This is a genomic window from Megasphaera vaginalis (ex Srinivasan et al. 2021) (genome assembly GCF_000478965.1).
GTDB classification, from domain to species: domain Bacteria; phylum Bacillota; class Negativicutes; order Veillonellales; family Megasphaeraceae; genus Megasphaera; species Megasphaera vaginalis.
Genome location: NZ_AWXA01000008.1, coordinates 103,175 through 126,595, shown reverse-complemented (window position 1 = coordinate 126,595; position 23,421 = coordinate 103,175). Strand labels below are relative to the sequence as shown.

At 42.0% G+C, this 23,421-nt stretch carries 18 protein-coding genes and 1 pseudogene; 16 read left to right on the top strand and 3 right to left on the bottom strand.

Annotation, left to right across the window (positions count from 1 at the left end; translation table 11 throughout):
• The first annotated feature begins 1 nt into the window (after nt 1).
• Both HMPREF1250_RS02505 and HMPREF1250_RS02500 read left to right on the top strand, forming a co-directional pair.
• Nucleotides 2-2,695 carry a sensor histidine kinase gene (locus tag HMPREF1250_RS02505; RefSeq protein ID WP_023053100.1) on the top strand — a complete coding sequence of 898 codons (2,694 nt, stop codon included), beginning with the start codon at nt 2-4 and terminating at the stop codon, nt 2,693-2,695.
• Nucleotides 2,688-3,389, top strand: coding sequence for a response regulator transcription factor (locus HMPREF1250_RS02500; RefSeq protein ID WP_023053025.1), 702 nt, complete (start codon nt 2,688-2,690; stop codon nt 3,387-3,389). The genes HMPREF1250_RS02505 and HMPREF1250_RS02500 overlap by 8 nt, the downstream gene beginning before the upstream one ends.
• 183 nt (nt 3,390-3,572) lie before the next feature.
• Here HMPREF1250_RS02500 and HMPREF1250_RS12255 read toward each other — a convergent pair whose 3' ends face one another.
• On the bottom strand, nt 3,573-3,935 hold the full coding sequence (locus HMPREF1250_RS12255; RefSeq protein WP_419177270.1) for a hypothetical protein: 363 nt from the start codon (nt 3,933-3,935) through the stop codon (nt 3,573-3,575).
• A 166-nt stretch (nt 3,936-4,101) separates the two neighbouring features.
• On the opposite strand from HMPREF1250_RS12255, the gene HMPREF1250_RS02490 reads away from it, so the two are divergent.
• The 4 genes and pseudogenes from HMPREF1250_RS02490 to HMPREF1250_RS11725 all read left to right on the top strand — a co-directional run.
• Nucleotides 4,102-4,740 carry a transposase gene (locus HMPREF1250_RS02490; RefSeq protein WP_023053071.1) on the top strand — a complete coding sequence of 213 codons (639 nt, stop codon included), beginning with the start codon at nt 4,102-4,104 and terminating at the stop codon, nt 4,738-4,740.
• A 243-nt stretch (nt 4,741-4,983) separates the two neighbouring features.
• On the top strand, nt 4,984-5,739 hold the full coding sequence (locus HMPREF1250_RS02485) for a class I SAM-dependent methyltransferase (protein ID WP_023053014.1): 756 nt from the start codon (nt 4,984-4,986) through the stop codon (nt 5,737-5,739).
• 125 nt (nt 5,740-5,864) lie between these two features.
• Entirely contained in the window at nt 5,865-6,524 is a 660-nt protein-coding gene (locus HMPREF1250_RS02480) for a cupin domain-containing protein (RefSeq protein ID WP_023052939.1), read from the top strand.
• Nucleotides 6,525-7,029: 505 nt separating this feature from the next.
• Nucleotides 7,030-7,177, top strand: a pseudogene (locus HMPREF1250_RS11725) (DNA-binding protein); the annotation flags it as partial.
• A gap of 116 nt (nt 7,178-7,293) precedes the next feature.
• Here HMPREF1250_RS11725 and HMPREF1250_RS02475 read toward each other — a convergent pair.
• Entirely contained in the window at nt 7,294-8,286 is a 993-nt protein-coding gene (locus HMPREF1250_RS02475) for a helix-turn-helix domain-containing protein (RefSeq protein ID WP_023052984.1), read from the bottom strand.
• Nucleotides 8,287-8,447: 161 nt separating this feature from the next.
• Here HMPREF1250_RS02475 and HMPREF1250_RS02470 point away from each other — a divergent pair, with 161 nt between their 5' ends.
• The 6 genes from HMPREF1250_RS02470 to HMPREF1250_RS02445 all read left to right on the top strand — a co-directional run bounded on the left by HMPREF1250_RS02470 (nt 8,448) and on the right by HMPREF1250_RS02445 (nt 16,439).
• Complete coding sequence (locus HMPREF1250_RS02470) at nt 8,448-10,202, top strand: ABC transporter ATP-binding protein (RefSeq protein ID WP_023053026.1); 1,755 nt, start codon at nt 8,448-8,450, stop codon at nt 10,200-10,202.
• Nucleotides 10,186-11,907 carry an ABC transporter ATP-binding protein gene (locus HMPREF1250_RS02465; RefSeq protein ID WP_023053058.1) on the top strand — a complete coding sequence of 574 codons (1,722 nt, stop codon included), beginning with the start codon at nt 10,186-10,188 and terminating at the stop codon, nt 11,905-11,907. Before HMPREF1250_RS02470 ends, HMPREF1250_RS02465 begins: the two co-directional genes overlap by 17 nt.
• 240 nt (nt 11,908-12,147) lie before the next feature.
• Nucleotides 12,148-12,786: a DUF6796 family protein gene (locus HMPREF1250_RS02460; RefSeq protein WP_036242378.1), complete on the top strand. Its 639-nt coding sequence runs from the start codon at nt 12,148-12,150 to the stop codon at nt 12,784-12,786.
• A 47-nt stretch (nt 12,787-12,833) separates the two neighbouring features.
• Nucleotides 12,834-13,658, top strand: coding sequence for a class I SAM-dependent methyltransferase (locus HMPREF1250_RS02455; protein WP_023053044.1), 825 nt, complete (start codon nt 12,834-12,836; stop codon nt 13,656-13,658).
• Nucleotides 13,659-13,938: 280 nt separating this feature from the next.
• On the top strand, nt 13,939-14,877 hold the full coding sequence (locus HMPREF1250_RS02450) for an alpha/beta hydrolase (RefSeq protein ID WP_023053118.1): 939 nt from the start codon (nt 13,939-13,941) through the stop codon (nt 14,875-14,877).
• Between the two features lie 602 nt (nt 14,878-15,479).
• Entirely contained in the window at nt 15,480-16,439 is a 960-nt protein-coding gene (locus HMPREF1250_RS02445; protein WP_023052990.1) for an AEC family transporter, read from the top strand.
• Nucleotides 16,440-16,755: 316 nt separating this feature from the next.
• On the opposite strand, the gene HMPREF1250_RS02440 is transcribed toward HMPREF1250_RS02445, so the two are convergent.
• The gene (locus HMPREF1250_RS02440; RefSeq protein WP_023052997.1) at nt 16,756-18,006 is read right to left on the bottom strand and encodes a dicarboxylate/amino acid:cation symporter; all 1,251 of its coding nucleotides are present in this window, start codon (nt 18,004-18,006) and stop codon (nt 16,756-16,758) included.
• Nucleotides 18,007-18,249: 243 nt separating this feature from the next.
• On the opposite strand from HMPREF1250_RS02440, the gene HMPREF1250_RS02435 reads away from it, so the two are divergent.
• From HMPREF1250_RS02435 to hemW, 4 genes are read left to right on the top strand one after another with little or no spacing between them, the layout of a single operon-like run.
• On the top strand, nt 18,250-19,395 hold the full coding sequence (locus HMPREF1250_RS02435; RefSeq protein ID WP_023053020.1) for a cysteine desulfurase family protein: 1,146 nt from the start codon (nt 18,250-18,252) through the stop codon (nt 19,393-19,395).
• The gene (gene mnmA, locus HMPREF1250_RS02430) at nt 19,392-20,468 is read left to right on the top strand and encodes a tRNA 2-thiouridine(34) synthase MnmA (RefSeq protein ID WP_023052929.1); all 1,077 of its coding nucleotides are present in this window, start codon (nt 19,392-19,394) and stop codon (nt 20,466-20,468) included. The genes HMPREF1250_RS02435 and mnmA overlap by 4 nt, the downstream gene beginning before the upstream one ends.
• Before the next feature lie 16 nt (nt 20,469-20,484).
• Entirely contained in the window at nt 20,485-22,287 is a 1,803-nt protein-coding gene (gene lepA / locus HMPREF1250_RS02425; protein ID WP_023053027.1) for a translation elongation factor 4, read from the top strand.
• Complete coding sequence (gene hemW / locus HMPREF1250_RS02420) at nt 22,284-23,411, top strand: radical SAM family heme chaperone HemW (protein ID WP_023053104.1); 1,128 nt, start codon at nt 22,284-22,286, stop codon at nt 23,409-23,411. The genes lepA and hemW overlap by 4 nt, the downstream gene beginning before the upstream one ends.
• Nucleotides 23,412-23,421: the final 10 nt, after the last annotated feature.

The following is a 23,421-nucleotide window of genomic DNA, read 5'->3' as shown; positions in this document are numbered from 1 at the left end:
AATGGAACTACCAAGACAAGATCCGGATCAGCTTCTTCGTGCGATCCGTAACGATACAGCCACTAAGGAAAGTGGAAAACTCAAAATCTTTTTCGGTTATGCAGCGGGTGTCGGAAAGACCTATGCCATGCTTCAGGCGGCTCACCAAGCTAAGGAGCGCGGCATTGATGTGGTTGCTGGATACATAGAACCCCATGCCCGACCTCAGACAGCGGCACTTTTGGACGGCCTGGAGCAGCTCCCGGTGAAGCAAGTTGCCTATGAGGGAATGATGCTTCGTGAATTTGATATTGACGCCGCATTAAAGAGGAAACCTCAGCTCATCCTGGTGGATGAGTATGCCCACACCAATGCAGAAGGCAGCCGCCATACAAAGCGGTATCAGGATGTCCAGGAACTGCTAAGCGCCGGCATTGACGTGTATACAACTGTGAATGTCCAGCATATTGAAAGTCTCAACGATACTGTGGCATCAATCACCGGAATATTGGTACGGGAGCGCATTCCGGATTCTACTTTCGATCAGGCAGACCAGGTGGAACTAGTGGATATTGAGCCTGCGGAGTTGCTGGAACGACTGGCAAGTGGAAATGTGTACCGGGAAGATCAGGCACAGCGGGCTACTGTTAATTTCTTCACACTTGAAAACCTGACTGCATTGCGTGAGATTGCCCTCCGTCGGTGTGCTGACCGGGTAAATCTGCTGACGGAAAGCGCCAGAGTACAGAGCCGAGGCGATTACCATACAGACGAGCGCATTCTGGCTTGTCTTTCCTCGTCGCCATCCAACGCAAAAATCATTCGGACTGCTGCCAGAATGGCAAGAGCCTTCCGAGGAACATTTACCGCCCTTTATGTGGAAACACCTAACACAGCAACGATGAACGACGAGGATAAAAAACGGTTGCAGTACAATAAACGGCTGGCACAACAACTTGGTGCTACGATTGAGACAAGTTATGGCGATGACGTGCCTTATCAAATTGCGGAATTTGCCCGTCTTTCCGGCACTTCTAAAATCGTAATTGGACGAAGTACCATTGCACGAAAAAAGATTTTCAGCAAACCCACCTTGACGGAGCGTCTGATTTTCAGTGCACCGAATTTAGATATTCATGTGATCCCAGACGCTAGCATAGGTTCCGGTTATCAGAAAAAAAAGAAAAGGGCACAGGTAGAAACAATATCCCTGCGGGATGTTCTGAAAAGTATACTCGTATTGCTAGCAGCTACATTGATTGGTTGTGGTTTTGACGCCCTTGGATTCACGGAAAGCAATATTGTCGCGGTCTACATATTGGGTGTACTTGTGACCGCCGTTATCACAACCAACCGACTGTGCGGGATTCTGACTTCGGTTGTCAGCGTGTTGGCCTTTAATTTTTTCTTTACTACTCCGAGACTGACATTTGATTTTAACGATCCTAACTATTTTGTTACCTTTGCCATTATGTTTATGGTAACGCTGCTTTCAAGTTCTCTTGCTAGCCGGCTGAAGGAAAATGCAAAGCAATCTGCCCATACAGCTTACCGCACAAAGATTCTCTTTGAAACCAGCCAGCTTTTGCAAAAAGAACAGGAGGATAAAGCGGTAATCACCGTTACGGCAGGGCAACTCATGAAGCTGTTGAAAAAAGATATCGTCGTCTACCTGTCTGATGGTAAAGGACTTGCCACCCCAAACGTTTTTCGTACTGTTAATAGTTCTCAAGAGAGTTTAATTTCTGAGAATGAGAAAGCAGTCGCCGATTGGGTCTTCCGAAATAACAAACACGCAGGAGCAACGACCGATACATTATCCAGTGCAAAGTGTCTATACCTTGCGATTCGGGTTAACCAGCATGTATATGGGGTAGCTGGTATTGCTGAGAACGGTACTCCGCTGGACTCTTTTGAAAACAGTGTGCTTCTTTCCATTCTTGGCGAGTGTGCATTGGCACTGGAAAACATCAAAAATACCAAGGACAAGGAGGAAGCGGCTGTCCTGGCACAAAATGAACAACTTCGTGCCAACCTGCTGAGGGCAATCTCCCATGATCTTCGGACACCTTTGACAGCAATTTCCGGCAGTGCAGACAATTTGCTTGCAAATTATAAAAAGATGGACGATGCACTGCGGGAGCAGACCTTTACTGATATTTATGACGATTCCATGTGGCTAATCAATCTGGTTGAAAATTTGTTGGCAGTCACACGGATTGAGGGCGGACCGGTCAATCTAACTCGGAGTATCGAACTTATGGATGAGGTTGTTTCTGAAGCACTGAAGCACATCAACAGGAAGAGTAAAGAACACACCATTCGCGTGACCAGCGGTAAAGACTTTATCCTTGCCCGCATTGATGCGAAGTTGATCGTTCAGGTGATTATCAATTTGGTTGACAACGCCATCAAATATACCCCTGTCGGTTCAGTAATTGAAATAGACACCGATCAAAAAGAGCAATGGGTCACGGTTTCCGTTTCTGACAACGGCCCTGGGATTCCTGATGAGCAAAAACCCCGTATTTTTGATATGTTTTACAGTGGTACCAATAAAGTGGTCGACAGCTGCAGAAGCCTTGGATTGGGGCTGGCCCTTTGTAAGTCCATTGTGACCGCCCACGGCGGAACGATTTCCGTATCAGACAGTCAGCCAAATGGCACTGTTTTTAAATTTACATTACCTGCAGGGGAGGTAGAACTTAATGAATAAACCTTTGATATTAGTGGTTGAGGATGACCCTTCTGTACGAAATCTCATTACGACCACTTTAAAAACAAATGATTATCGTTATATGGTGGCAGCTAATGGCTCAGCAGCAATTATAGCAGCTACATCGCACAATCCTGAAATCATCTTACTGGATTTGGGCTTACCGGATATGGATGGCGTTCAAGTCATTCAAACAATTCGCTCTTGGTCCAATGTTCCAATTATTGTAATTAGTGCCCGAAGCGAGGATAACGATAAAATCAAGGCACTGGATGCAGGAGCGGACGATTATTTGACAAAGCCCTTTTCGGTAGAAGAACTGCTGGCACGACTTCGGGTGACGCAGCGAAGACTCTCTCTGATGACGGCAGAGATGTTCACCGCCAGTTCTGTATTTGTTAATGGTAAGTTGAAAGTGGATTATGCCGCAGGAGGCGCTTATCTGGATAAAAACGAACTTCACCTGACACCCATTGAATATAAGCTGTTGTGCTTGCTGTCAAAGAATGTTGGCAAGGTACTGACCCATACCTTTATCACGCAGAATATCTGGGGCCGCAGTTGGGATAACGATGTAGCTTCGCTGCGGGTATTTATGGCGACATTACGAAAAAAACTTGAGCCAACAGAGGAGTCTCCACAATATATCCAAACACATATTGGTGTGGGCTACCGTATGATGAAAGTAGAATAATGTTATGAGGACGGCCAGTGTTCTCTATGAAAAATAGATGATTGAGTTTCAAACTGCTCTAATCATTTTTTGCTATTAGGAACGGAAATCAATACCACGCTTGCTACATTTATTGAAAATGGACAAGGAAAAGGCTTTGTACGGCAAGACATAATTCCGATGTTGACAGTTTACATTTTGTGGTCAAGCACTACTTCGGTTCTTCTTCCCATTATTCCAATTTTTGTGGTTACAAGGGCAGACGCCGGTTTTGGATTGTCGGAAAGGGCAGCAGAATTTCTGTCGGGTTCGGCCATGGTCGGTTGTTTTTCCGTCCTTGTGCATCGCAAGGCCTGCGCCACAGATGGGATTGTCCACGGACAGCTTTTTGGGGTCTTTCATTCTCCGCTTATTCAGAGGGATAACGGCTTCTCCCCCGTAAACATCCTTTACCAAATTGTAGACCGCTTTCGCGTCATAGCCCTTATCGCCTATGAATATGCACTCTTTTATAGGCAGGACAGCGTTGGCAGAGTGGAGGATATTCTCCACAACAGCGGAATCCATGACATTGGCGGGACATGAAAATAGTAAAACACTGAAACTTCCCACACGGGAAATGTCCGCGAACCTTGAAAACTCAATAGTTTAGCCAATAAAAAAAGGCGTAAGCCCCATACCTTGGTATAATAGATTTGACGAAAAACCAATCACACCTCGGAGGACTTGCGCCATGTCTATTATACCATCTGAAGCCGGCAACAAACAGGAAATTTCCAACTCGATTTCACGATTTATCCGTGATTTAAAAGTCGGCTCCCTCCTGAATAAATGCAACTGCAAGAAGGAAAAAGATATTCCCTTTATGAAGCTGTTCACCTACATCCTCTGCAATGTTTTCCGCGACAGGAGCATGTACATGCAGAAGAAAACGGGAAGCTTCAAAGAGGATTTTTCCAAGAATGCGTATTACCGTTTCCTTCGCGGTTCCCATTCCAACTGGCTTCGCTTCACTACACTGCTCTCTGAGAAGATCGTTAATGAACATTTGCGCGGGCTGACTTCCACGGACAGGGCTGACTGCTTTGTTGTCGATGATTCCCTCTACGAGAGGATTGGCTATAAACACACCGAACTGGCGTCCAAAGTATTCGACCATGTCAGCATGAAGTTCAAAAAAGGCTTCCGCATGATGACACTGGGCTGGACCGACGGATGCTCCTTCATTCCGATTAACTTCTCTCTTTTGGCTTCCTCGAAAGAAGAGATAAGTTGTAAAATTAAATGCGAATTTACAAATCGTAAAAAATACAAGCAAAGGATTGGAACGGTAAAAAGATCGGAACATTATATTCCGATCTTTTTTATTTAAAGATAAAAAACTATTGATGGACTTTGCATAATTTTTCTACCTAATCGTTTGCGCGGTTTGCGGTCATAATAGTTTACATCGATTAATTGTCCGTCTTTTTCTTTTTTAATTTCATCCCGCCGGCGATGATCTATTTTTTTTATCTATTTCATTCTCTTCTTGTTGCTTTAGCAACTGCAATAAAAATTACCTATGTTATAATTATATATATAATGATTATCATTATTAAGGAGGAGAAAATATATGAAACAAAACAAAATTACATTTGGACATGATTTTTTAAAGATGCTTGGACGAACAAGACTCAGACCAGGTGGAGGTCTTATGACCGATTGGTTACTTGATCAGGTACAGATTGATAAAGATATGCAAGTTTTGGAAGTTGCTTGCAATAGAGGAGATAACCTAATAAGAGTTTATACTAAATATAAATGCAAAATAATAGGCATAGATAATGACCAAGTTGTCATAGACCAAGCCTTAGAGAATATAAAGCTTTTGGGCTTAGATAAAGAAATTGAAGTTATGAATATGGATGCCTTAAAGATAGATTTTGAGGATGAAACATTTGATTTAATAATTAATGAGGCAATGCTTACCATGCTTCCAAATGAAGAAAAAGCAAAAGCTCTTAAAAATTATCACAGGGTTTTAAAAAAAGGCGGCTATTTATTAACTCATGATGTGGCAGTGGAAAATGAAAGTGAAGATATAAGAAGGCAACTTTCAAGATTTACAAACATGGACGTGTATCCTCTAACCGTAGAAAATTGGAACAAACTGTTTATAGATAATTCCTTTAGACCTTTTTCACAAAGAACTGGCAGGATGATGCTCTTAGACAGGGACACAATTATAAAAGATGAGGGACCAGTTGGAGCTGCAAATTTTTATAAAAAAGCTTATTCAGAAGAAAATAGGGACAGATTTACAAAAATGTTAGAGAGGTCTAAAAACACAAAAATTTCCTATATAGTTTTAGCAAGTGATAGGTTGTAAAATTAAATGCGACACAAATAAAATATAAAAAACTCATACTAACTTCGTGTAAAATGTTAATCACGACAAAAACAAACACGGAGGTTAATATGAGCTATAAACATCTTACACTATAGGAGATTAAAATGAAAAATATTGGCAAGGGAAAAATATTGACACTAGAAGAGGTCATACCCATAAAAGACCATCAAACCATAAGCAAGAAACTGGTAGACTTATCTGATCTTCACATCTTACTTATGAGTCTTGGCCAAGACACCAGCATTTCCCCTGAATTTTATGCTGAAGAAAGAATATATCTTGTCTTAAAGGGAGACCTTAAATTTAATAATGAAAAACTTACAGGCAAGGACCTAATTCTTTTTGAAAAAGACAAACTTTTTGACATAGGGGCAAGGGAAAAAAGTATATTTTTAGAAATCGCAATTAACTTAAAGGAGGAAGAAATGAAAAATATTGAAAAAGGAAAGAAAATCAAACTGGTTGACTATTTAGATTATGTAGACGGAGGAATAGCAAATATTGACCTTGTAGCAAAAGAAGGGGTTAGGCTTGTTCTAATGGCCTTTGATGCAGGAGAGGGTTTAAAACCACATAAGGCTCCTGGGGATGCTCTTGTCCTAGCACTTGAGGGCAAGGCAAAGCTTCTTGTAGGAGATAAAGAAATCGAGATTGAATCCGGAGAACAAATAGTATTTCCGGCAAATGTAATTCATAATGTAACTGCAATTACAAGATTTAAGATGATGTTGATCTTATCTATAGATAAGATGAATTGCAAATAAAATTGCGACACTTAAATTAAACTAAGCTCATGTAAAAATAATTTAAATGGAGTTTGATAATTTAGACACTTTCTAGGTCTGTTATTGAGCTCCATTTAATTTTACAACCTATCAAAGATAAAAAACTATTGCTGGACTTTGCATAATTTTTCTACCCAATCTTTTACGCGGTTTGCGGTCATAATAGTTTGCGTCGATTAATTGTCCGTCTTTTTCTTTTTTAATTTCATCCAGCCGGCGATGATCTATTTTTTTTATCTATTTCATTCTCTTTGTATTTTTCATTTACTAAATCAGCCCAATTTATTTCAAATTCTTTGAAAAACACTATATATTATTCCCTCCTTTCTTTTCCAAACGTCCGATATATCTCAAACCATTCAAAATACCATATTCTATTTTTTCTAATATCACTAAATCCACCTAATTATAGGACGTTTTCAAATTTTTAGTCCCGTCCCAGTCCCAGTACCGGAGAAATATTGTTTTAATATAATATCTCTTTTTGTCTTCTAAGCTCTTAAAAGCAAAAGAACAGGTAAAAGAGTCAAGACAAGGATAAAAAGTCCATATTAGGGCAAATAGAAAGCTTTAAGACGGATGATAAAGCTAAGTCAAATAAGAAAGATCATAGCAAAGGTATAGAAAGATAAATATCGGCAGTCTCGGACTGTCTTTATTTTTTTTGTTAATTTTTTATCAAATTTATACACACCTATACAAATATATATAAACTCATAAAAGATAAAGGCGTATAAAAAAATTTATCTTAATTACAGCAATCGCATTTTAAATTGAGATGTTCGCAAGCTAGATTACGGACTTCACTAGGAAGTTTTCCCTTATATCTTTTGTAATAAATGGAAAATTTACTATGGGATGTGTATCCAACAGACTCTGCTATTTCCTTTATAGGTAGTTCGGTATTTAAGAGAAGAGTTTCAGCTACATTCATTCTTTTTCTTTGGGTGTATTCTGTAATGCTTTGACCATATTTTTCTTTGAACAAATTTTTTAATTTAGTCCCGCTCATCTTAGAAATTTTTTCAAGAGTCTCCTGATTTATATTAATTGCGAAATGATCATCTAAGAATCTTGCTACATCTTCAAGTGCTTTATTATCATCAGACTCAATTTTATATTTTTTTCTATTTAAGTATGTATCAATCACTATACTTATCCACTCATTAGCCTTTGCTTTAAAGAAAAAATCAGCGGCAGGAGCTTCCATCTTGCAATTTAAAATTTCCATAGCCACTTTTTCTAAAGACTTTGTAAGTATTATTTGATTTGTTTGAAGTAAAGCCCTATAAAATGATTCTGGATCAATATTAATGGATGATAGGTGCTTGTCCAAAAGTTCTCTTTTAAAGCCTATAGAAACAGAAAGATAATATGAATTCTCGTGTAATAAAAACAGGAAGTCATCTCTTATATTATCAAAATCAAGAGTGCATAAAGAGTTTGCAGTCAAAGTTTGATAAGGACTAAATTTCTCGCCATTTGCGCTGACGATGTAGCTTGAATAGATTGAAACATAGTCTGACATACTATAAGTACTATTTTGAATAACTTCTTCTCTGATATAAAAATCGTGGACATCAATAATGAAGCCATCTCCTTCATAAAACCAATAAAGCCCTTCTGCATGAGTTGAATTATTTTTGCTCCAACAAAATGTATGCCCGGCACTTGAATATTTTCTATTGTTTTTACATTCATCTACCTTCATATAATCTTTTACAAAATCATAATAAGTCATAACACACTATCCCCTTTAGACAATATTCCAATTAGCCCTAAATTCGACAAGCCATTGTATTAGTAATCATACCCGATGTACAATAGAAAGGCAATGATAATTACTATCAACAAAGCAAATTTATATCTAAACGGGATATCAAAGAAAAGGGAGATAATATTATGAAGATTTATAAAAAGCTATTTGCTTATGTACAAGACAAAAAATATCTTGGATTTTTCGCTATAATTTTTTCTGTTATATCTGCAGTAATTACAGTATATGGATACTATTTAATTTACAGATTTTTAGACAATTTAATTATCCATACAGATTTATCTGGAGCAGAAAATTTAGCAATAAAATCTGCTCTTATATTAACAGCAGGAGCAATATTTTATTTTGCTTCAGGAGCTTTTTCCCATTTATTGGGATTTAGGCTTGAAACAAATTTAAGAAAAAGAGGAATTGATGGTTTAGAGAACGCAAGCTTTAGGTTCTTTGATTTAAATCCTTCTGGGAAAATTAGAAAGATCATAGATGATAATGCCGCACAAACACATCAGGTTGTAGCTCATATGATTCCTGATAGCTCTCAGGCAATAATTACACCCGTGCTTGTGCTTGTACTTGGCTTTATAGTAAGTATAAGGGTTGGCATCACTTTACTTGCTCTTACAATAATTGGCTGCTTAATTTTAGGGGCAATGATGGGCGAGCAAAAATTTATGAAGATATACCAGGAAGCTCTATCTAAACTAAGTGCCGAGACCGTTGAATACGTTAGAGGAATGCAAGTTGTAAAAATATTTAGAGCAAATGTAGAGTCATTTAAAAGCTTTTATAAGGCGATAAAAGATTATTCAAAGTATGCTTATAATTATTCCCTGTCTTGTAAAAAGCCTTATGTTTTGTATCAATGGTTATTTTTTGGTCTAATTGCAATTTTAATTGTTCCTATAGTTTATTTTATGGCTAGCTTAGGCAGCGCCAAGGTGATTTTACTTGAGCTTATCATGATTTTATTTTTATCAGGAGTTCTCTTTGTTTCATTTATGAGAATGATGTGGTACTCCTTGTACATCTCTCAAGGCAATTATGCAGTAGATACTTTAGAGGCACTATACGAGGATATGCAAAAAGACAAATTGGAGCACGGCAATCTTAAAAATTTCAAAAACTATAATATAGAGTTTGACAATGTAAGCTTTGCTTATAATGATAAAGCCGTCATTGAAAACTTATCCTTTAAATTGAAAGAAGGAAAGTCCTATGCACTGGTCGGTTCCTCCGGATCAGGTAAATCAACAATAGCAAAACTTATATCAGGTTTTTACAATGTCAATGCAGGAAGTATAAAGATAGGCGGCATTCCGATAAGTGAATATTCCGACGAGGCATTAATCAAAGCTATTTCATTTGTTTTTCAAGATTCAAAGTTGTTTAAGAAGAGCATTTATGACAATGTAGCTTTGGCCAATAAAGATGCAACAAGAGATGATGTTATGAAAGCCTTAAAATTAGCAGGATGCGATTTGATATTGGACAAATTCTCGGATAGAGAAAATACAATCATAGGCTCAAAAGGAGTTTATTTATCCGGGGGAGAAAAACAAAGAATTGCAATTGCAAGAGCAATTTTGAAGGATTCCAAAATTATTATTATGGATGAAGCATCAGCATCTATTGACCCAGATAACGAGTTTGAACTACAAAAAGCTTTCAAGAACCTTATGAAGGATAAAACAGTTATCATGATTGCTCATAGACTTTCTACAATTAAAGATGTAGATGAAATTCTTGTAATGGATAATGGAAAAATTATAGAAAGAGGTTCTGACAAAGAATTAATGTCAAGAGATACAAGGTATAAGAGACTGCAAGAGCTCTTTAACAGTGCGAATGAATGGAGAGTTTTAAATGAAGGAGTTTTATAAAAAAAGATTTGCTCTTACAGATAAAGGAGCGAAGAATTTAACTAAAGCAACACTGTCCTCATTTTTGGTTTATTGTATAACCATGCTTCCTGCCATATTACTAATGATTTTTGCGCAAGAAGTTTTGGAGAATATTGACAAAAGCAAGGGATTTTATCTAGCATTCTCGGTTTTGACTTTGATAGCAATGTATATTTTGCTTTCTATCGAATACGATAAATTATATAGCACAACATATCAAGAAAGTGCAGATTTAAGGGTAAGAACAGCAGAGAATTTATCAAAACTACCTCTATCATACTTTTCTAAGCATGATATTTCCGATCTCTCACAAACAATTATGGCTGATATTGAAGGCATAGAGCATGCAATGAGCCACTCGATACCCAAAGTGGGCGGCATGGCACTATTCTTCCCGCTTATATCCATCATGATGCTAGTGGGCAATGTCAAGATGGGTTTAGCTGTAATTATTCCAACGATTCTAAGTTTTATATTTATACCTTTATCTAAAAAACATTCAGTTAAGGGAGAGAAAAGATATTATGACGCCTTAAGAGAAAACTCTGAAAGCTTTCAAGAAAATATCGAGATGCAAATGGAGATTAAAGCCTATGGCTTGTCAGAGGAAATGAAAGAAAAGCTATATGAAAAAATGGACAAAAGCGAAAAAGTCCACTTAAAGACAGAAATAGGACTTATTTTAACTATGTCTATATCTTCAATATTTAGCTTTATTTCCCTTGCTGTCGTAATACTTGTTGGGGTAAATCTAATTATTAATAAAGAGATAAGCCCTCTCTACCTTATAGGATATTTACTGGCGGCTATGAAGATAAAAGACTCTCTAGATGCATCTAAAGAGGGCATGATGGAGATATTTTATTTAACGCCAAAGATTGAAAGACTTAAAGAAATTCAAAATCAAGAATTACAAGAGGGCGAAGACTATAATTTGAAAAAATTTGATATTGATCTAAAAGATGTTGAATTTTCTTACAATAAAGACGCAAAAGTTTTAAATGGAATAAATTTTAAAGCTAAGCAAGGAGAGGTAACTGCTTTAGTGGGAGCAAGTGGATGCGGTAAAACAACTATCTTGAAACTCATATCAAGACTTTATGATTATGACGATGGACAAATCTTAATTGATGGCAAAGATATAAAAGAAATATCAACAGAATCTCTTTTTGATAAGGTCTCAATAGTTTTCCAAGATGTGGTTCTTTTTAATCAAAGCGTCATGGAAAATATTAGGATTGGAAAGCAAGATGCAAGTGACGAAGAAGTTATAAAAGCAGCAGAGCTTGCCAATTGCACAGATTTTATAGAAAAAATGGATAAAGGTTTTGATACAGTTATCGGTGAAAACGGTGCTGAGCTATCAGGCGGAGAAAGACAAAGGTTATCTATAGCCAGAGCCTTCTTAAAAGATGCACCGATATTGATCTTAGATGAGATAGCAGCAAGCCTTGATGTTGACAACGAGAAAAAAATTCAAGAGTCATTAAGTAATTTAATTAAAGATAAGACAGTTGTCATTATTTCACACAGAATGAAGTCCATAGAAAATGCGGATAAGATAGTAGTTCTTGAAAACGGAAGAGTAGAAAGCCAAGGTAACCATGAAGAGCTTTTACAAAAATCAAAGGTTTACAAGAATTTAATAGTAAAGACAAAAATGGCAGAAGAATTTATTTATTAGGAGGACAGAAGCAAAGACTTGCAATAGCATCTGTTATGTATAGGGACTCTCCATTTGTCTATTTCGAAGAACCTGAAAGTGGTATAGATTATTCCAATATGATAAAAATTGGCAGTCTTTGGACTGCCTTTATTTTTTATTTAGTTTAACGCAGTAAATCATATAATTGAAAGGAATCAACGCTATATACTATAATGAAATTGATAACTGATATCACGCGATGAAAGAAGGTGTTCACTTATGACTTTATACAAGACTATATTGATAGGTCTTTTTGGATCTTTCTTGATGTTTTTGGGAGACATGATTTTATATTATGATCCTAATGATTATGATCGCAAGGATACTATAAACAATATTACTGGCATAATGAAAAATCTTAGCATAAAAAGATTATATCTTGGTGGTCTCTTAGGTCCAATATGTGCCTTTATATATAGTATTGGTTTTTTTCATATTGTTTTGAGCATAGACGAAAAGTATTTAAATCTTGGATGGTTTATATTTTTAATAAATATTTTTGGCATGATACTGGGAGGTTCTTATCATATTCAATGTGCCTACTTAGGTCTTTTATCAAGGCACGAAAACAAAGGAGCTTTTGATGAATTTTTTAAATTTTTAAAATTTCAAGCAAAAATAGTTTTTGGAATTGCGGCTTTAGCAAACATTGCATTAACTTTGGTAATTTTATTTGGATTTACAGTATTTCCAAGATGGCAAGCCCTATTTACACCTATATTTCTTTTAATTCTCACTCCTCTTGCTGATAGGTTGCCAAAGGGCCTGCATATGATAATTCGTGGAGGCTGGTTTAACTTAATATATGTTATTTACTACTTATCTTTATTGATAAACTATACTAATGTGAATTTATAAGCTTATAAGGCAAAAGATTAAAATTATTATTTACAGGAGAAATTTTTATGAAACAATCAAATTTTATTGATAACAAGACAAAAGCTGACTACAAAAACTGGGTTCCTAAAAGATTGTTGAAGGCTAAGATTGCTGAAAGTATTGTATGTCTTATTTTATTCATCTTATTTGGTGCAAGTGACCTCATTCTTCAAGGAAGGCAAAGGACTATCTGGGGAATTATTTTGGGACTTGCAGTCTTGATACTTTTATTCTTTTCAATCATGCTTTCTCACATGTATCGAACTTTTGATTACAAGGGTAAGAGAAAACTCGCCAAAACTATTATAGAAGGTGTCGCAGAGTATGTTGAGATACCGGATGGTGGAGTTGGACTTGATGTAGGATGTGGCAGCGGTGCACTTACCATAGCTTGTGCAAAAAGAAATCCAAAAGCGACCATGGTGGGTTGTGACATATGGAGCGGGGGATACAAGGGTGAATTTTCAAAGAAGCTCTGCCAGGACAATGCGAGGGCTGAGGGAGTAACAAATGTGAGCTTTGAAAATGGCAATGCGGTCAAGCTTCCATTTGAAGATGAGAGCTTCGATGTAGTGACTAGCAACTATGTTTATCACAATATAATTGGACATAATAAGCAGAAGCTTCTATTAGAAACTTTTCGCGTTCTTAAAAAAGGAGGCACTTTCGTTATACATGACTTGATAAAGAAATCAAATTATGGAAACATAGAAAAATTTATCGAAAAATTGAAAGTTGAAGGATACGAAGATATAAAACTAATTGACACGACCAATGGAATGTTTGTCGGACATAGAGAAGCTATGTTTTTATGCCTTGCAGGTTCAACTTTGCTCATTGGGAGAAAATAAAAATCTATATAGTTACCGTAAAAAACTCTAGAAAATTAATAGAAGAAGCAGATGATATAAGCAATGATAACCCGATGGCATACAATGAGATGTTCTCCCTTACCTTTCTTGCTCCATATATAGTAAGTAAGAAAAAATACTGGCGGAGGCCATCCAGAAAATGATCCGTAGCATTCTTTATTTTATTTCAGGCGATAGAGAATGAACCAAAGTTATAAGGATCACGTATAGATTTTAATTTTGGGATTGTGATTAATTGAGTATCAATCGGAGGTGTGAAATGAGCGTTGCATATAAAATTGCATCGACAATAGTAAGACTTGCCGGTGTCAAAAAAGTGTTTTTAAAGAACAAAGAAGAGATGCTTGAGTATGCAAAGGGAAAAAACTCAAAGGCGGTATTTGATTTAGATAAGGCGAGGAAAAGAGCCGAGAGAAAAAATTACTATCTCATTGTAAGAGACGTTATGGGATACAGGCTTATATCCTATCAAAAGAATGAGGGCCCTACAGACGGAGCGGTGCTATATCTCTTCGGTGGAGGAATGATTACACAACCGGACAAATTGGATTTTGCTTTGTCGGAAAGAATAATGGAACAAACCGGCAAAGATGTTTGGTTTTTATTCTATCCACTTTGCTCGGAAGATGTAAAGATAGATAAGACATACGAAGTTTCATTTGAAACCTATAGGCTGATGACAGAAAGTTATAAGGCGGAAAACATAAGTGTCCTGGGATTTTCATCAGGAGCTGCCCTGGCTCTTGGAATATTTTTGCACAACAATGCAATTGGAAGACCTGTTAAAATGCCCGGCAAAATAATTTCAGTATCACCGGGCGGCATACCCGATGTAAATCTAAAAGAAAATAAAGAGATTTGGGAAAGAGTAAATGCACTTAATCACAAAGACATAATAATTGAACCTACATATTTTAAAACGGCAAGGGAAATTACAAAAGGCGATAAAGATCTGCCTGAATATATGCTTGACGGAACTGTGGGAGATTTTACCGACTTTCCGAAAACATATTTTTATTACGGCGAAAATGAATGCCTCTATGCCTTTGCGGAGGAATTTAAAAAAGCAATGGAAAAATACAAAGCACCGTACGAAATCATTGTAGGCAAAGGAATGTGCCACTGCTATCCCTTGGCGAGATTTTTTAGGGAGGGCAGACAGGCCCAGGATGAAATTATTGAATTGTTAAAACAATAATTAAGAGGAAACATATAAACATACAGGGACGCACACTGCTCGGGCAACAAACAGACCTCATCGTCAAAGCCACACACAAAAGTAGCGATGCTAAAGGCCGGGAAGAAGGCGTCATAGTAAGTATTGATAAAAAAGACCAGATTTACAAATCTGGTCCTTTTTTAAGTTTCTTGTTGAATAGACAAATAGGAAAAATTTATCAAAAATGGTATCTATAAGATGGCTGATAAAGAAAAAAGTTATTGAGCCCAATTTTGAGCCCAATAACTTTATTAACTCTATAAATTTAGCAATAATAGGCCAAGTTTATCAAAGCAGAAATTCAGACAAAACGCTTATTTATGGCTCTTTGTGGTAAATTAGTAAACTTAGAAAAAGCAACAAAAACCATGATTTAAAACTCCGGAACCGGGTGCGCAGGTTCGAATCCTGCTAGGCGCACTATTTTAAGGACTGATTTCCCGAGGAGGGAAGTCAGTCCTTTTATAAATTAAAATCGGCAAGAAACCGGTTTATTGGCTCGGAGCGTAAAGTATTGATCGACTGCAGTTTTTATTACGCCAACCGGAAGTGGAGCCAGATGGCAAGGGGGAACCTTTTTTATGGGAGTGTTGATTTCGGTTGAAAACATTATGCCGCTTCTTATTCTTATTGTGATCGGCTTTGTCTTGCGACGGCAAGACATTGTTGGAGACGGCGTAGGCAGCGGCATTTCTAAACTGCTTATGCAGGTTGCTTTGCCTGCAGCCGTGTTTTTGGCTATTTACCGATATTTGAGATTTGATATTTTTCAAGGGCTATTTACCGGTTTTATTCTCGTGGCGCTGGCGATCACTATTTGGTTTGCGGCGGCGTACCTCTGGTGCCGTCTTGCGTCCGTACGCAGAGGGCGGCGAGGTGTTCTGCTTAATATTTTCGCCAATCCGAACGTCGTTTTTGTCGGCATGCCGGTCTGTACAGCATTGCTTGGCGATCAGTCCGTGTTGTATTTTCTCGTTTTTTTTATCTGGAATAATATATCCACTTGGATTTTGGGTGAGTGCTTTTTATTGCAAGATCAGATGGAACAGGACCGTTACGCGAACAAACGGCGGCTGCGCGTCAAAAACTTTCTTTCCCCGCCGTTGTTGGGACTTATTTGCGGCAGTATATGGATTGCCGCCGGCATTGCGTTGCCGCCGCTCTGTGAGAAGACGTTGAGCCTTCTGGCGGCCATGGTGACACCGTTGTCCTTATTGTACATCGGCATTATTTTGGCGGAGTCCGGGCTGAAGAGTATCAGATTTGACGGTGATTTGGCAGCAGCCGTTATCGGTCGTCTTGTGGCGGCTCCCTTGATCATGTATTTTGTTCTATTTTTTGGCGAATCCCTTATCGGTTCTTTAGGAAGAATGCAGTTCAATACGTACATGATTATGTCTGCTTTGCCGGTCATGGCGGTTTTGCCGATTCTTTCCAATGAATTTCATGGTGATACGCCTTTTGCCACGGCTGCCGTGACAGTAACGACCGTTTTCTTTCTTTTCTCACTTACTGTTGTCATCGCTTTTTTGGGGCTTTGATAGGGCTTGATAACGTTTATTCGGTGCAAAAAGAATCCGTAAGGGATTCTTTTTTTGTACCGGAGCGTTGGAAAACGCTTTTGTTTTCTGGCTGCCGGGGGACGGGAAGGTGTGACAGGAAAAGCGGCTGCAATGCGTTGTTTTTTTACCTGCCGTGAGCTTGACGTCGGCTGCAATCGCGGCGAGTAAGGTTACCTGCGAAGATGAGAAGCAGTACGGGATATGTCCTGGGCAATGCAGAAAAACATCTCCGACTGTTCGCATCAGGAAATGGTCGGAGATGTTTTGTGAATTTTCGTAATATGCTGTTTCGGCTTCAGCGGTTTTCCATGAAAGCTTTATACAGGGTTGTAAATCGCGCTTTGTCCAATTCCTTTTCCCAGCAGGAAACGAGAACGGTGGCCATGCAGTTGCCGCAGACGTTGCAAACGGTGCGGATCATATCGAGAACACGATCAATGCCGAGCAAAATGGCAACGCCTTCTGTCGGCAAGTTAAAAGCGGCAGCCGTGGCTGCTACGACGATGATGCCCGCGCCGGGGACGCCGGCAATCCCTTTTGTGGAAAGCATCAATGTTACCATGACCAGCAGTTGTTGTGCAATAGGCATATCAATGCCGTAAAACTGAGCGATGAAGAGAATGCCGGCAGAACTGTACAGCGTCGAACCGTCGAGGTTGAAGGAATAACCTGTCGGCATGACAAAGGTGACTGTTGATCGGGGGACGCCGAGTTTTTCCAGGCGTTCCATAGCGATCGGCAGAGCGGCTTCGCTGCTGGCCGTCGAAAAGGCGAGGAAGAGGATATCCTTTATGGCTAGGATGAGCGTAAAGAAGTTAATCTTTGTGAAGATACTGGCAATGGTGGCGATAAGAGCGATAAAAAGAGCTGTGGCGAAAGCAACGGAAATGATCAGTTTGCCCAGCGGGATCAGCATGGCGATACCATAGCTGGCTACGGTATATGAAATCATGGCAAAAATGCCGATAGGAGCAAAGTACATGACATAGTGAGTGACTTTGAACATCGCTTCAGCTACACTTTGGCAGGCCGTCACGATACCTTTTCCTTTTTCGCCGATGTGCGCGACGGCTACGCCGAAGAAGCAGGCGAAGAAAATAATTTCCAGCATATCTTGCCGTGCGGCGGCGTCAATGATATTTGTCGGTACAATGTTGACGGCATACTGGACAAGGTCAATGCTGTGCTGGCTGGCTTTTTGCGCAGCAGCGGCAGCGCCGCCGGAAGCTGTTGAAACGGTGACGCCGACACCGGGTTCCGCTAAATTCATGATGATAAGACCGATGGCCAGGGCAATCGTTGTTGCAAATTCAAACCAGATAATGGCTTTGCCGCCAAGGCGTCCCAGTTTTTTAAAATCGCCGGTACCGGCGATTCCCATGACGAGGGTACTGAAAATCAGCGGTACAACAATCATTTTAATCATGCGCAGGAATGCATCGCCCAAGGGCTTCAACTTGATACCGAAGTCGGGAAACAGGTAACCGATTGAAATTCCCAGTACTAACCCGATCAGTATTTTAACACTTAAATCGATTTTTTTCACGTCAGATAACTCCTTTTTTATTAAGATGATAAAATTATAAAGGGACTTTTCAAGATATACAACAGATAATATATAAAATATATTATCTTTTTTTCAACTTGAATAATCGTGTGTTGTTAAAGAACAAATGCGTTTTTATAAAGAACAAATGGACGTTTTCTTGTTGACGGTTCACTTTGTCTGGCTGATTGACAAGGAATATGGTATGATAAACAATAAGCTTTTTAACTATAAGGAGTAAGTATGGAACGGATTTATTTGGATTATGCCGCAGCAACTCCGCTTGATGGCAGAGTATTGCAGGCGATGATGCCATATTTGACAAAAGTATACGGTAATCCGTCAAGTCTGCATGTGTGGGGGCAGGAAGCGCGCGCTGCCGTGCAGACGGCCCGCCGCCTGACGGCGGCGGCTCTCGGTGTAAACAGTGGCGATGTCGTTTTTACCGGCGGCGGTACGGAAGCGGATAATTTGGCAATTCTCGGTTTTTTGCGAGCCAATTGCCGCAGCGGCGGGCATCTGATTACAACTGCTGTCGAACATCATGCCGTGTTGCGCACTTTTGAATATTTGGCGGCGCACGGCTATGAGGTCACTTTCTTGCCTGTCGAGCATGACGGCAGAGTTTCTCCGCAGGTTGTGCAACAGGCCGTGCGTGATGATACTCGGCTGATTTCCGTCATGTATGCCAACAATGAAACCGGCATGATTCAACCTGTTGATGAAATCGGTGCCGTTGCTGCGGAACGGGGCATCGCCTTTCACGTCGATGCCGTGCAGGCTTTTGGCTATATTCCGATAGAGCCGATACGATCGCATATTGATCTGCTCACGGTTTGCGGTCATAAGCTGTACGGGCCGAAGGGGATCGGCGCTCTCTATATCCGGCGCGGTTTGCAGTTGGCTGCCGATACCTATGGCGGTCCTCAAGAGCACCGGCTGCGTGCCGGTACGGAAAATGTTCCAGCAATTGTCGGCTTCGGCGAGGCTTGCCGTCTTCTTGCGGCGGAACGGACGGAGCGGTATACGGCGGCGCTGACCTTGAAGCGGTATATTTATGATCGGCTGCAGCGGCAACCGGAACGGATCTGCATTAACGGAACGTTGTGTAATTCTCTGCCGAATATTATTGATATCAGTATCCGCGGTACAGATCATGCCGTGACGTTGATACGACTGGATCGTCAGGGAATAGCCGTATCTGCCGGCTCAGCTTGTGAATCGGGAGCGCTGACGGGGTCGCATGTGCTTCGGGCCATGGCTGTCGGCGATGACTGGATCGACGGCAGTATTCGTATTTCTTGGGGCAAAGAAACGACAGCGGCGGAGCTGAAGAAAACGGTCGCGGCTATAGAAATGATTGCTGCAGAGGCGGAAGGAAAATCATGAAAAAATGTATAGCCGTTGCCATGAGCGGCGGCGTCGACAGCTCGGTTACGGCAGGGCTGTTGCGGGAAGAAGGCTATGATGTTATCGGCGTGACGCTGCGTTTGTGGGAAGACGATTCCGCCTGTCTGCTTGCAGATAACGTTCACGCCTGTTGTTCCCTATCCTCTGTCGATGATGCCAAGGCCGTTGCGACCGTTTTGGGGATTCCGCATTATACGCTTGATTTTCGTGACGTTTTTCGTCGCGATGTTATTGATTATTTTGTCGCCGAATACGCTGCCGGCAGAACGCCGAACCCTTGTATTGCCTGCAATAAATTTATCAAATTCGGCTTACTTTGGGATAAGGCGAAACAATTCGGCGCCGATTTTTTGGCGACCGGTCATTACGCGCAAGTCGCCTATGATGAAAAAAGGCGGATTTATTCACTCCTGCGCGGCGCCGATGCCCGGAAAGATCAGTCGTATGTCCTGTATCAGCTGACGCAGGATATGTTGCCGCATCTCCTGTTTCCCATGGCGACGTTGGAAAAGACGGAAACGAGAGCGCTTGCCAGAAAGTGGGGATTGCCGGTTTTCAATAAGCCTGAAAGTCAGGATATTTGTTTTATTCCTGACAATGATTACAAAGGTTTTCTGCGCAGAGAGGCGCCGCAGATCTTCCGCAGAGGGAAGATGGTCGATAGGACCGGTCGTACCGTCGGCGAGCACCAGGGGCTGCCGGGGTACACGGTGGGACAGCGCCGCGGCTTGCAGTTGGGCGGCCCCGGCGGACCTTATTATGTGACGCGGCTGGATACGGAACGAAACCGCGTCGTCGTCGGCGCGGAAAAAGACCTGTTTTCCGCTGAAGTCAAGGCGACCGCCGCGACCTGGGTCGAAGGGACGCCGAAAAGCGCTTTCAAGGCATACGGTAAGATTCGTTATGCGGCGAAAGAAGCGCCGTGTACGGTTTATCCCGACGGCGATCAGTTGACTGCCGTTTTTGAAACGCCGCAGCGAGCGGTGACGGCGGGACAGGCTCTCGTGTTGTACGACGGGCAGCGCGTTCTCGGCGGCGGAGTGATTATTTAAAGAAGGAGTTACGACAGTGGCAACGAAATATATCCGAAATTTTTCAATTATTGCGCATATTGACCATGGTAAATCCACATTGGCCGATCGGTTGCTGGAAAAAACGGGGACCGTGACGAAAAGGGAAATGGAAGAACAGCTACTGGATACGATGGAACTGGAACGGGAACGGGGGATTACGATCAAGGCCCAGTCGGCCCGTCTGTTATATGATGCAGCCGACGGTCATCAATACACGTTAAATCTGATCGATACGCCGGGGCATGTCGATTTCAACTATGAGGTTTCGCGCAGTCTGGCCGCTTGCGAAGGGGCGCTGCTGGTCGTCGATGCGACGCAGGGCGTGGAAGCGCAGACGCTGGCCAATGTCTATTTGGCATTGGAGCATGATTTGGAGATCATTCCGATTATCAATAAAATCGATTTGCCCAGCGCCGATCCGGAACGGGTCTGCAAGGAGATTGAAGATGTCATCGGTCTTGACGCGTCTGATGCGATTATGGTCAGCGCCAAGACGGGCATCGGGATCGAGGCGGTTCTGGAAGCCATTGTCCGGCGCGTGCCTGAGCCGAAGGACAATACGGACAAGCCGTTGCGGGCGCTGATTTTTGATTCTCACTTCGACTCCTATAAAGGTGCGATCGCCAATATCCGCATCATGGAAGGCGGGTTGAAGACCGGTGATGAGATTCGTATGATGGCTACGGGAAAAGCCTTTGAAGTTACGGAACTTGGCGTCTTTTTACCGCAAATGCATGCTGTCAGAGAACTGGAGTGCGGCAGTGTCGGTTACTTTGCGGCGAGCATGAAAAACGTGCGGGACTGCCGCGTCGGCGATACGGTAACCAATGCTGCCGACGGTGCGACGGAACCTCTTCCCGGTTATCGTCCGGCGGCGCCTATGGTGTATTGCGGGCTCTATCCGGTAGAAACGAATGATTATGATAATCTCCGTGATGCTTTGGAAAAACTCCATCTCAACGATGCGGCGCTGCTGTACGAACCGGAAACGTCATCGGCATTGGGCTTCGGATTTCGCTGCGGGTTTTTGGGTCTTCTCCATATGGATGTTGTCAAAGAACGGTTGGAACGGGAATATGGTCTCAGCCTGATCACGACGGCGCCGTCCGTCATTTATCATGTCTATCTGACGGACGGAAGCATGGTGACCGTTGACAACCCGTCTCTTTTGCCGGATATGACGAAGGTCGATCATGTTGAAGAACCGTTCGTGAAAACGACGATCATTATTCCGAAGGATATGGTCGGCACGGTTATGGAGATTTCCCAGAATCGGCGCGGGCAGTATTTGACGATGGATTATCTTGATGAGACGCGGGTGTCCTTGATCTACAATCTGCCTCTTTGTGAAATATTGTATGATTATTTCGACGTGCTGAAATCGGCGACACGGGGCTATGCTTCGCTCGATTATGAACTGAACGGTTATCAGCAGTCGCCGATGGTGAAAATGGATATCCTCATCAACGGCGATATCGTCGATGCGTTGAGTGTCATTGTTCACCGCGATTTTGCCAATCGCCGCGGCAGAGCGCTCGTCGAGAAGCTGCGCGGCCTGATTCCGCGGCAGCTTTTCCAGATTCCGATTCAGGCGGCCATCGGCAATAAGATCGTTGCCCGCGAGAATGTCGCGGCTTTACGTAAAGATGTTTTGGCAAAATGCTATGGCGGCGACATTTCACGGAAACGAAAGCTGTTGGAAAAACAAAAAGAAGGAAAGAAGCGGATGAAGCAGGTCGGCAGCGTCGAAATTCCGCAGGAAGCCTTTATGGCTGTCCTCCAAGTGGATGACACATGATCGGCGTGTACATCCATATCCCTTTTTGTAAGCAGAAGTGCCTTTATTGCGATTTCCCGTCATATGGCGGGATTTTGCGCTATAAAGAGGCCTATGTCGATGCGTTGTGCCGTGAGATCGGCGCTTCTCCGTATGGCGGGGCCGTCGTCGATACCGTTTATTTTGGCGGCGGCACGCCATCTCTTTTGTCGACGGCGGAAGCAGTGAGGATTATGACCGCCGTGCGGAAGACCTTTACTGTCGTGCCGGAAGCGGAGGTTACCTTTGAAGGCAATCCGGAGAGTTTGAACGGCGCCTATGCGGCAGACCTGGCCGCGGCAGGTGTTAATCGCCTCAGTTTCGGCGTTCAGACTTTCGACGATCGGCTCCTGCGTTCGCTGGGGCGTGCCCATACGGCGGCGATGGCGCGTGAAGCCGTGACGGCGGCTGTCGCAGGCGGCATTAAAAACATTTCTGTCGATTTAATGTACGGGTTGCCCGGTCAGACGACGGACGATGTGGCGGCCAGCGTAAGACGGCTGCTGCAACTGCCGGTCGTACACGCTTCCGTGTACAGCCTGATTGTCGAAGACGGCACGCCGTTGCAACGTCTTGTTGCCGGCGGCAAGGTCACCTTGCCCGGCGCCGCGGCGGTAGAAGCGATGGGAGCAATCGTGCGGCGCCAGTTGGCGGCCGGCGGTTTCGAGCATTATGAAATTTCCAGTTATGCCGTAAAAGGCCGGCGCAGCCGGCATAACAGCAAATACTGGCAGTGTTTGCCGTATATCGGGTTCGGCGTCTCGGCGCATTCCTTTGTCGGGAACCGGCGTTGGAGCAATATTGCCAATATTCCGACATATTGCGAGCGCGCCGGCCGGGAAACCGTCGCCGCTGAAGAAACGGTGATCACGCGACAGCGGGCGATGGAAGATTACTGCTTTTTGGCACTGCGCATGAAAGACGGCATCGATTATGTGAAATTCGCCGCTCAGTTCGGTTGTGCCATAACGGAACCCTTTGGACGCGTTCTGGCAAGCCTGGAAAAACAGGGCCTGATTACGGGAACGGAACGGGGCTGTCGGCTCAGTTCGACAGGTCTGGCATACGGAAATTATGTATTCGGCAAATTTCTGCAATCAGAATGAAGAGAGGCTT

Excerpts from the sequence above, each read along its gene's own strand:
- HMPREF1250_RS02505 (WP_023053100.1), top strand. The coding sequence starts at position 2 with ATGGAACTACCAAGACAAGATCCGGATCAGCTTCTTCGTGCGATCCGT.
- HMPREF1250_RS02500 (WP_023053025.1), top strand. The coding sequence starts at position 2,688 with ATGAATAAACCTTTGATATTAGTGGTTGAGGATGACCCTTCTGTACGA.
- HMPREF1250_RS12255 (WP_419177270.1), bottom strand. The coding sequence starts at position 3,935 with ATGGATTCCGCTGTTGTGGAGAATATCCTCCACTCTGCCAACGCTGTC.
- HMPREF1250_RS02490 (WP_023053071.1), top strand. The coding sequence starts at position 4,102 with ATGTCTATTATACCATCTGAAGCCGGCAACAAACAGGAAATTTCCAAC.
- HMPREF1250_RS02485 (WP_023053014.1), top strand. The coding sequence starts at position 4,984 with ATGAAACAAAACAAAATTACATTTGGACATGATTTTTTAAAGATGCTT.
- HMPREF1250_RS02480 (WP_023052939.1), top strand. The coding sequence starts at position 5,865 with ATGAAAAATATTGGCAAGGGAAAAATATTGACACTAGAAGAGGTCATA.
- HMPREF1250_RS02475 (WP_023052984.1), bottom strand. The coding sequence starts at position 8,286 with ATGACTTATTATGATTTTGTAAAAGATTATATGAAGGTAGATGAATGT.
- HMPREF1250_RS02470 (WP_023053026.1), top strand. The coding sequence starts at position 8,448 with ATGAAGATTTATAAAAAGCTATTTGCTTATGTACAAGACAAAAAATAT.
- HMPREF1250_RS02465 (WP_023053058.1), top strand. The coding sequence starts at position 10,186 with ATGAAGGAGTTTTATAAAAAAAGATTTGCTCTTACAGATAAAGGAGCG.
- HMPREF1250_RS02460 (WP_036242378.1), top strand. The coding sequence starts at position 12,148 with ATGACTTTATACAAGACTATATTGATAGGTCTTTTTGGATCTTTCTTG.
- HMPREF1250_RS02455 (WP_023053044.1), top strand. The coding sequence starts at position 12,834 with ATGAAACAATCAAATTTTATTGATAACAAGACAAAAGCTGACTACAAA.
- HMPREF1250_RS02450 (WP_023053118.1), top strand. The coding sequence starts at position 13,939 with ATGAGCGTTGCATATAAAATTGCATCGACAATAGTAAGACTTGCCGGT.
- HMPREF1250_RS02445 (WP_023052990.1), top strand. The coding sequence starts at position 15,480 with ATGGGAGTGTTGATTTCGGTTGAAAACATTATGCCGCTTCTTATTCTT.
- HMPREF1250_RS02435 (WP_023053020.1), top strand. The coding sequence starts at position 18,250 with ATGGAACGGATTTATTTGGATTATGCCGCAGCAACTCCGCTTGATGGC.
- mnmA (WP_023052929.1), top strand. The coding sequence starts at position 19,392 with ATGAAAAAATGTATAGCCGTTGCCATGAGCGGCGGCGTCGACAGCTCG.
- hemW (WP_023053104.1), top strand. The coding sequence starts at position 22,284 with ATGATCGGCGTGTACATCCATATCCCTTTTTGTAAGCAGAAGTGCCTT.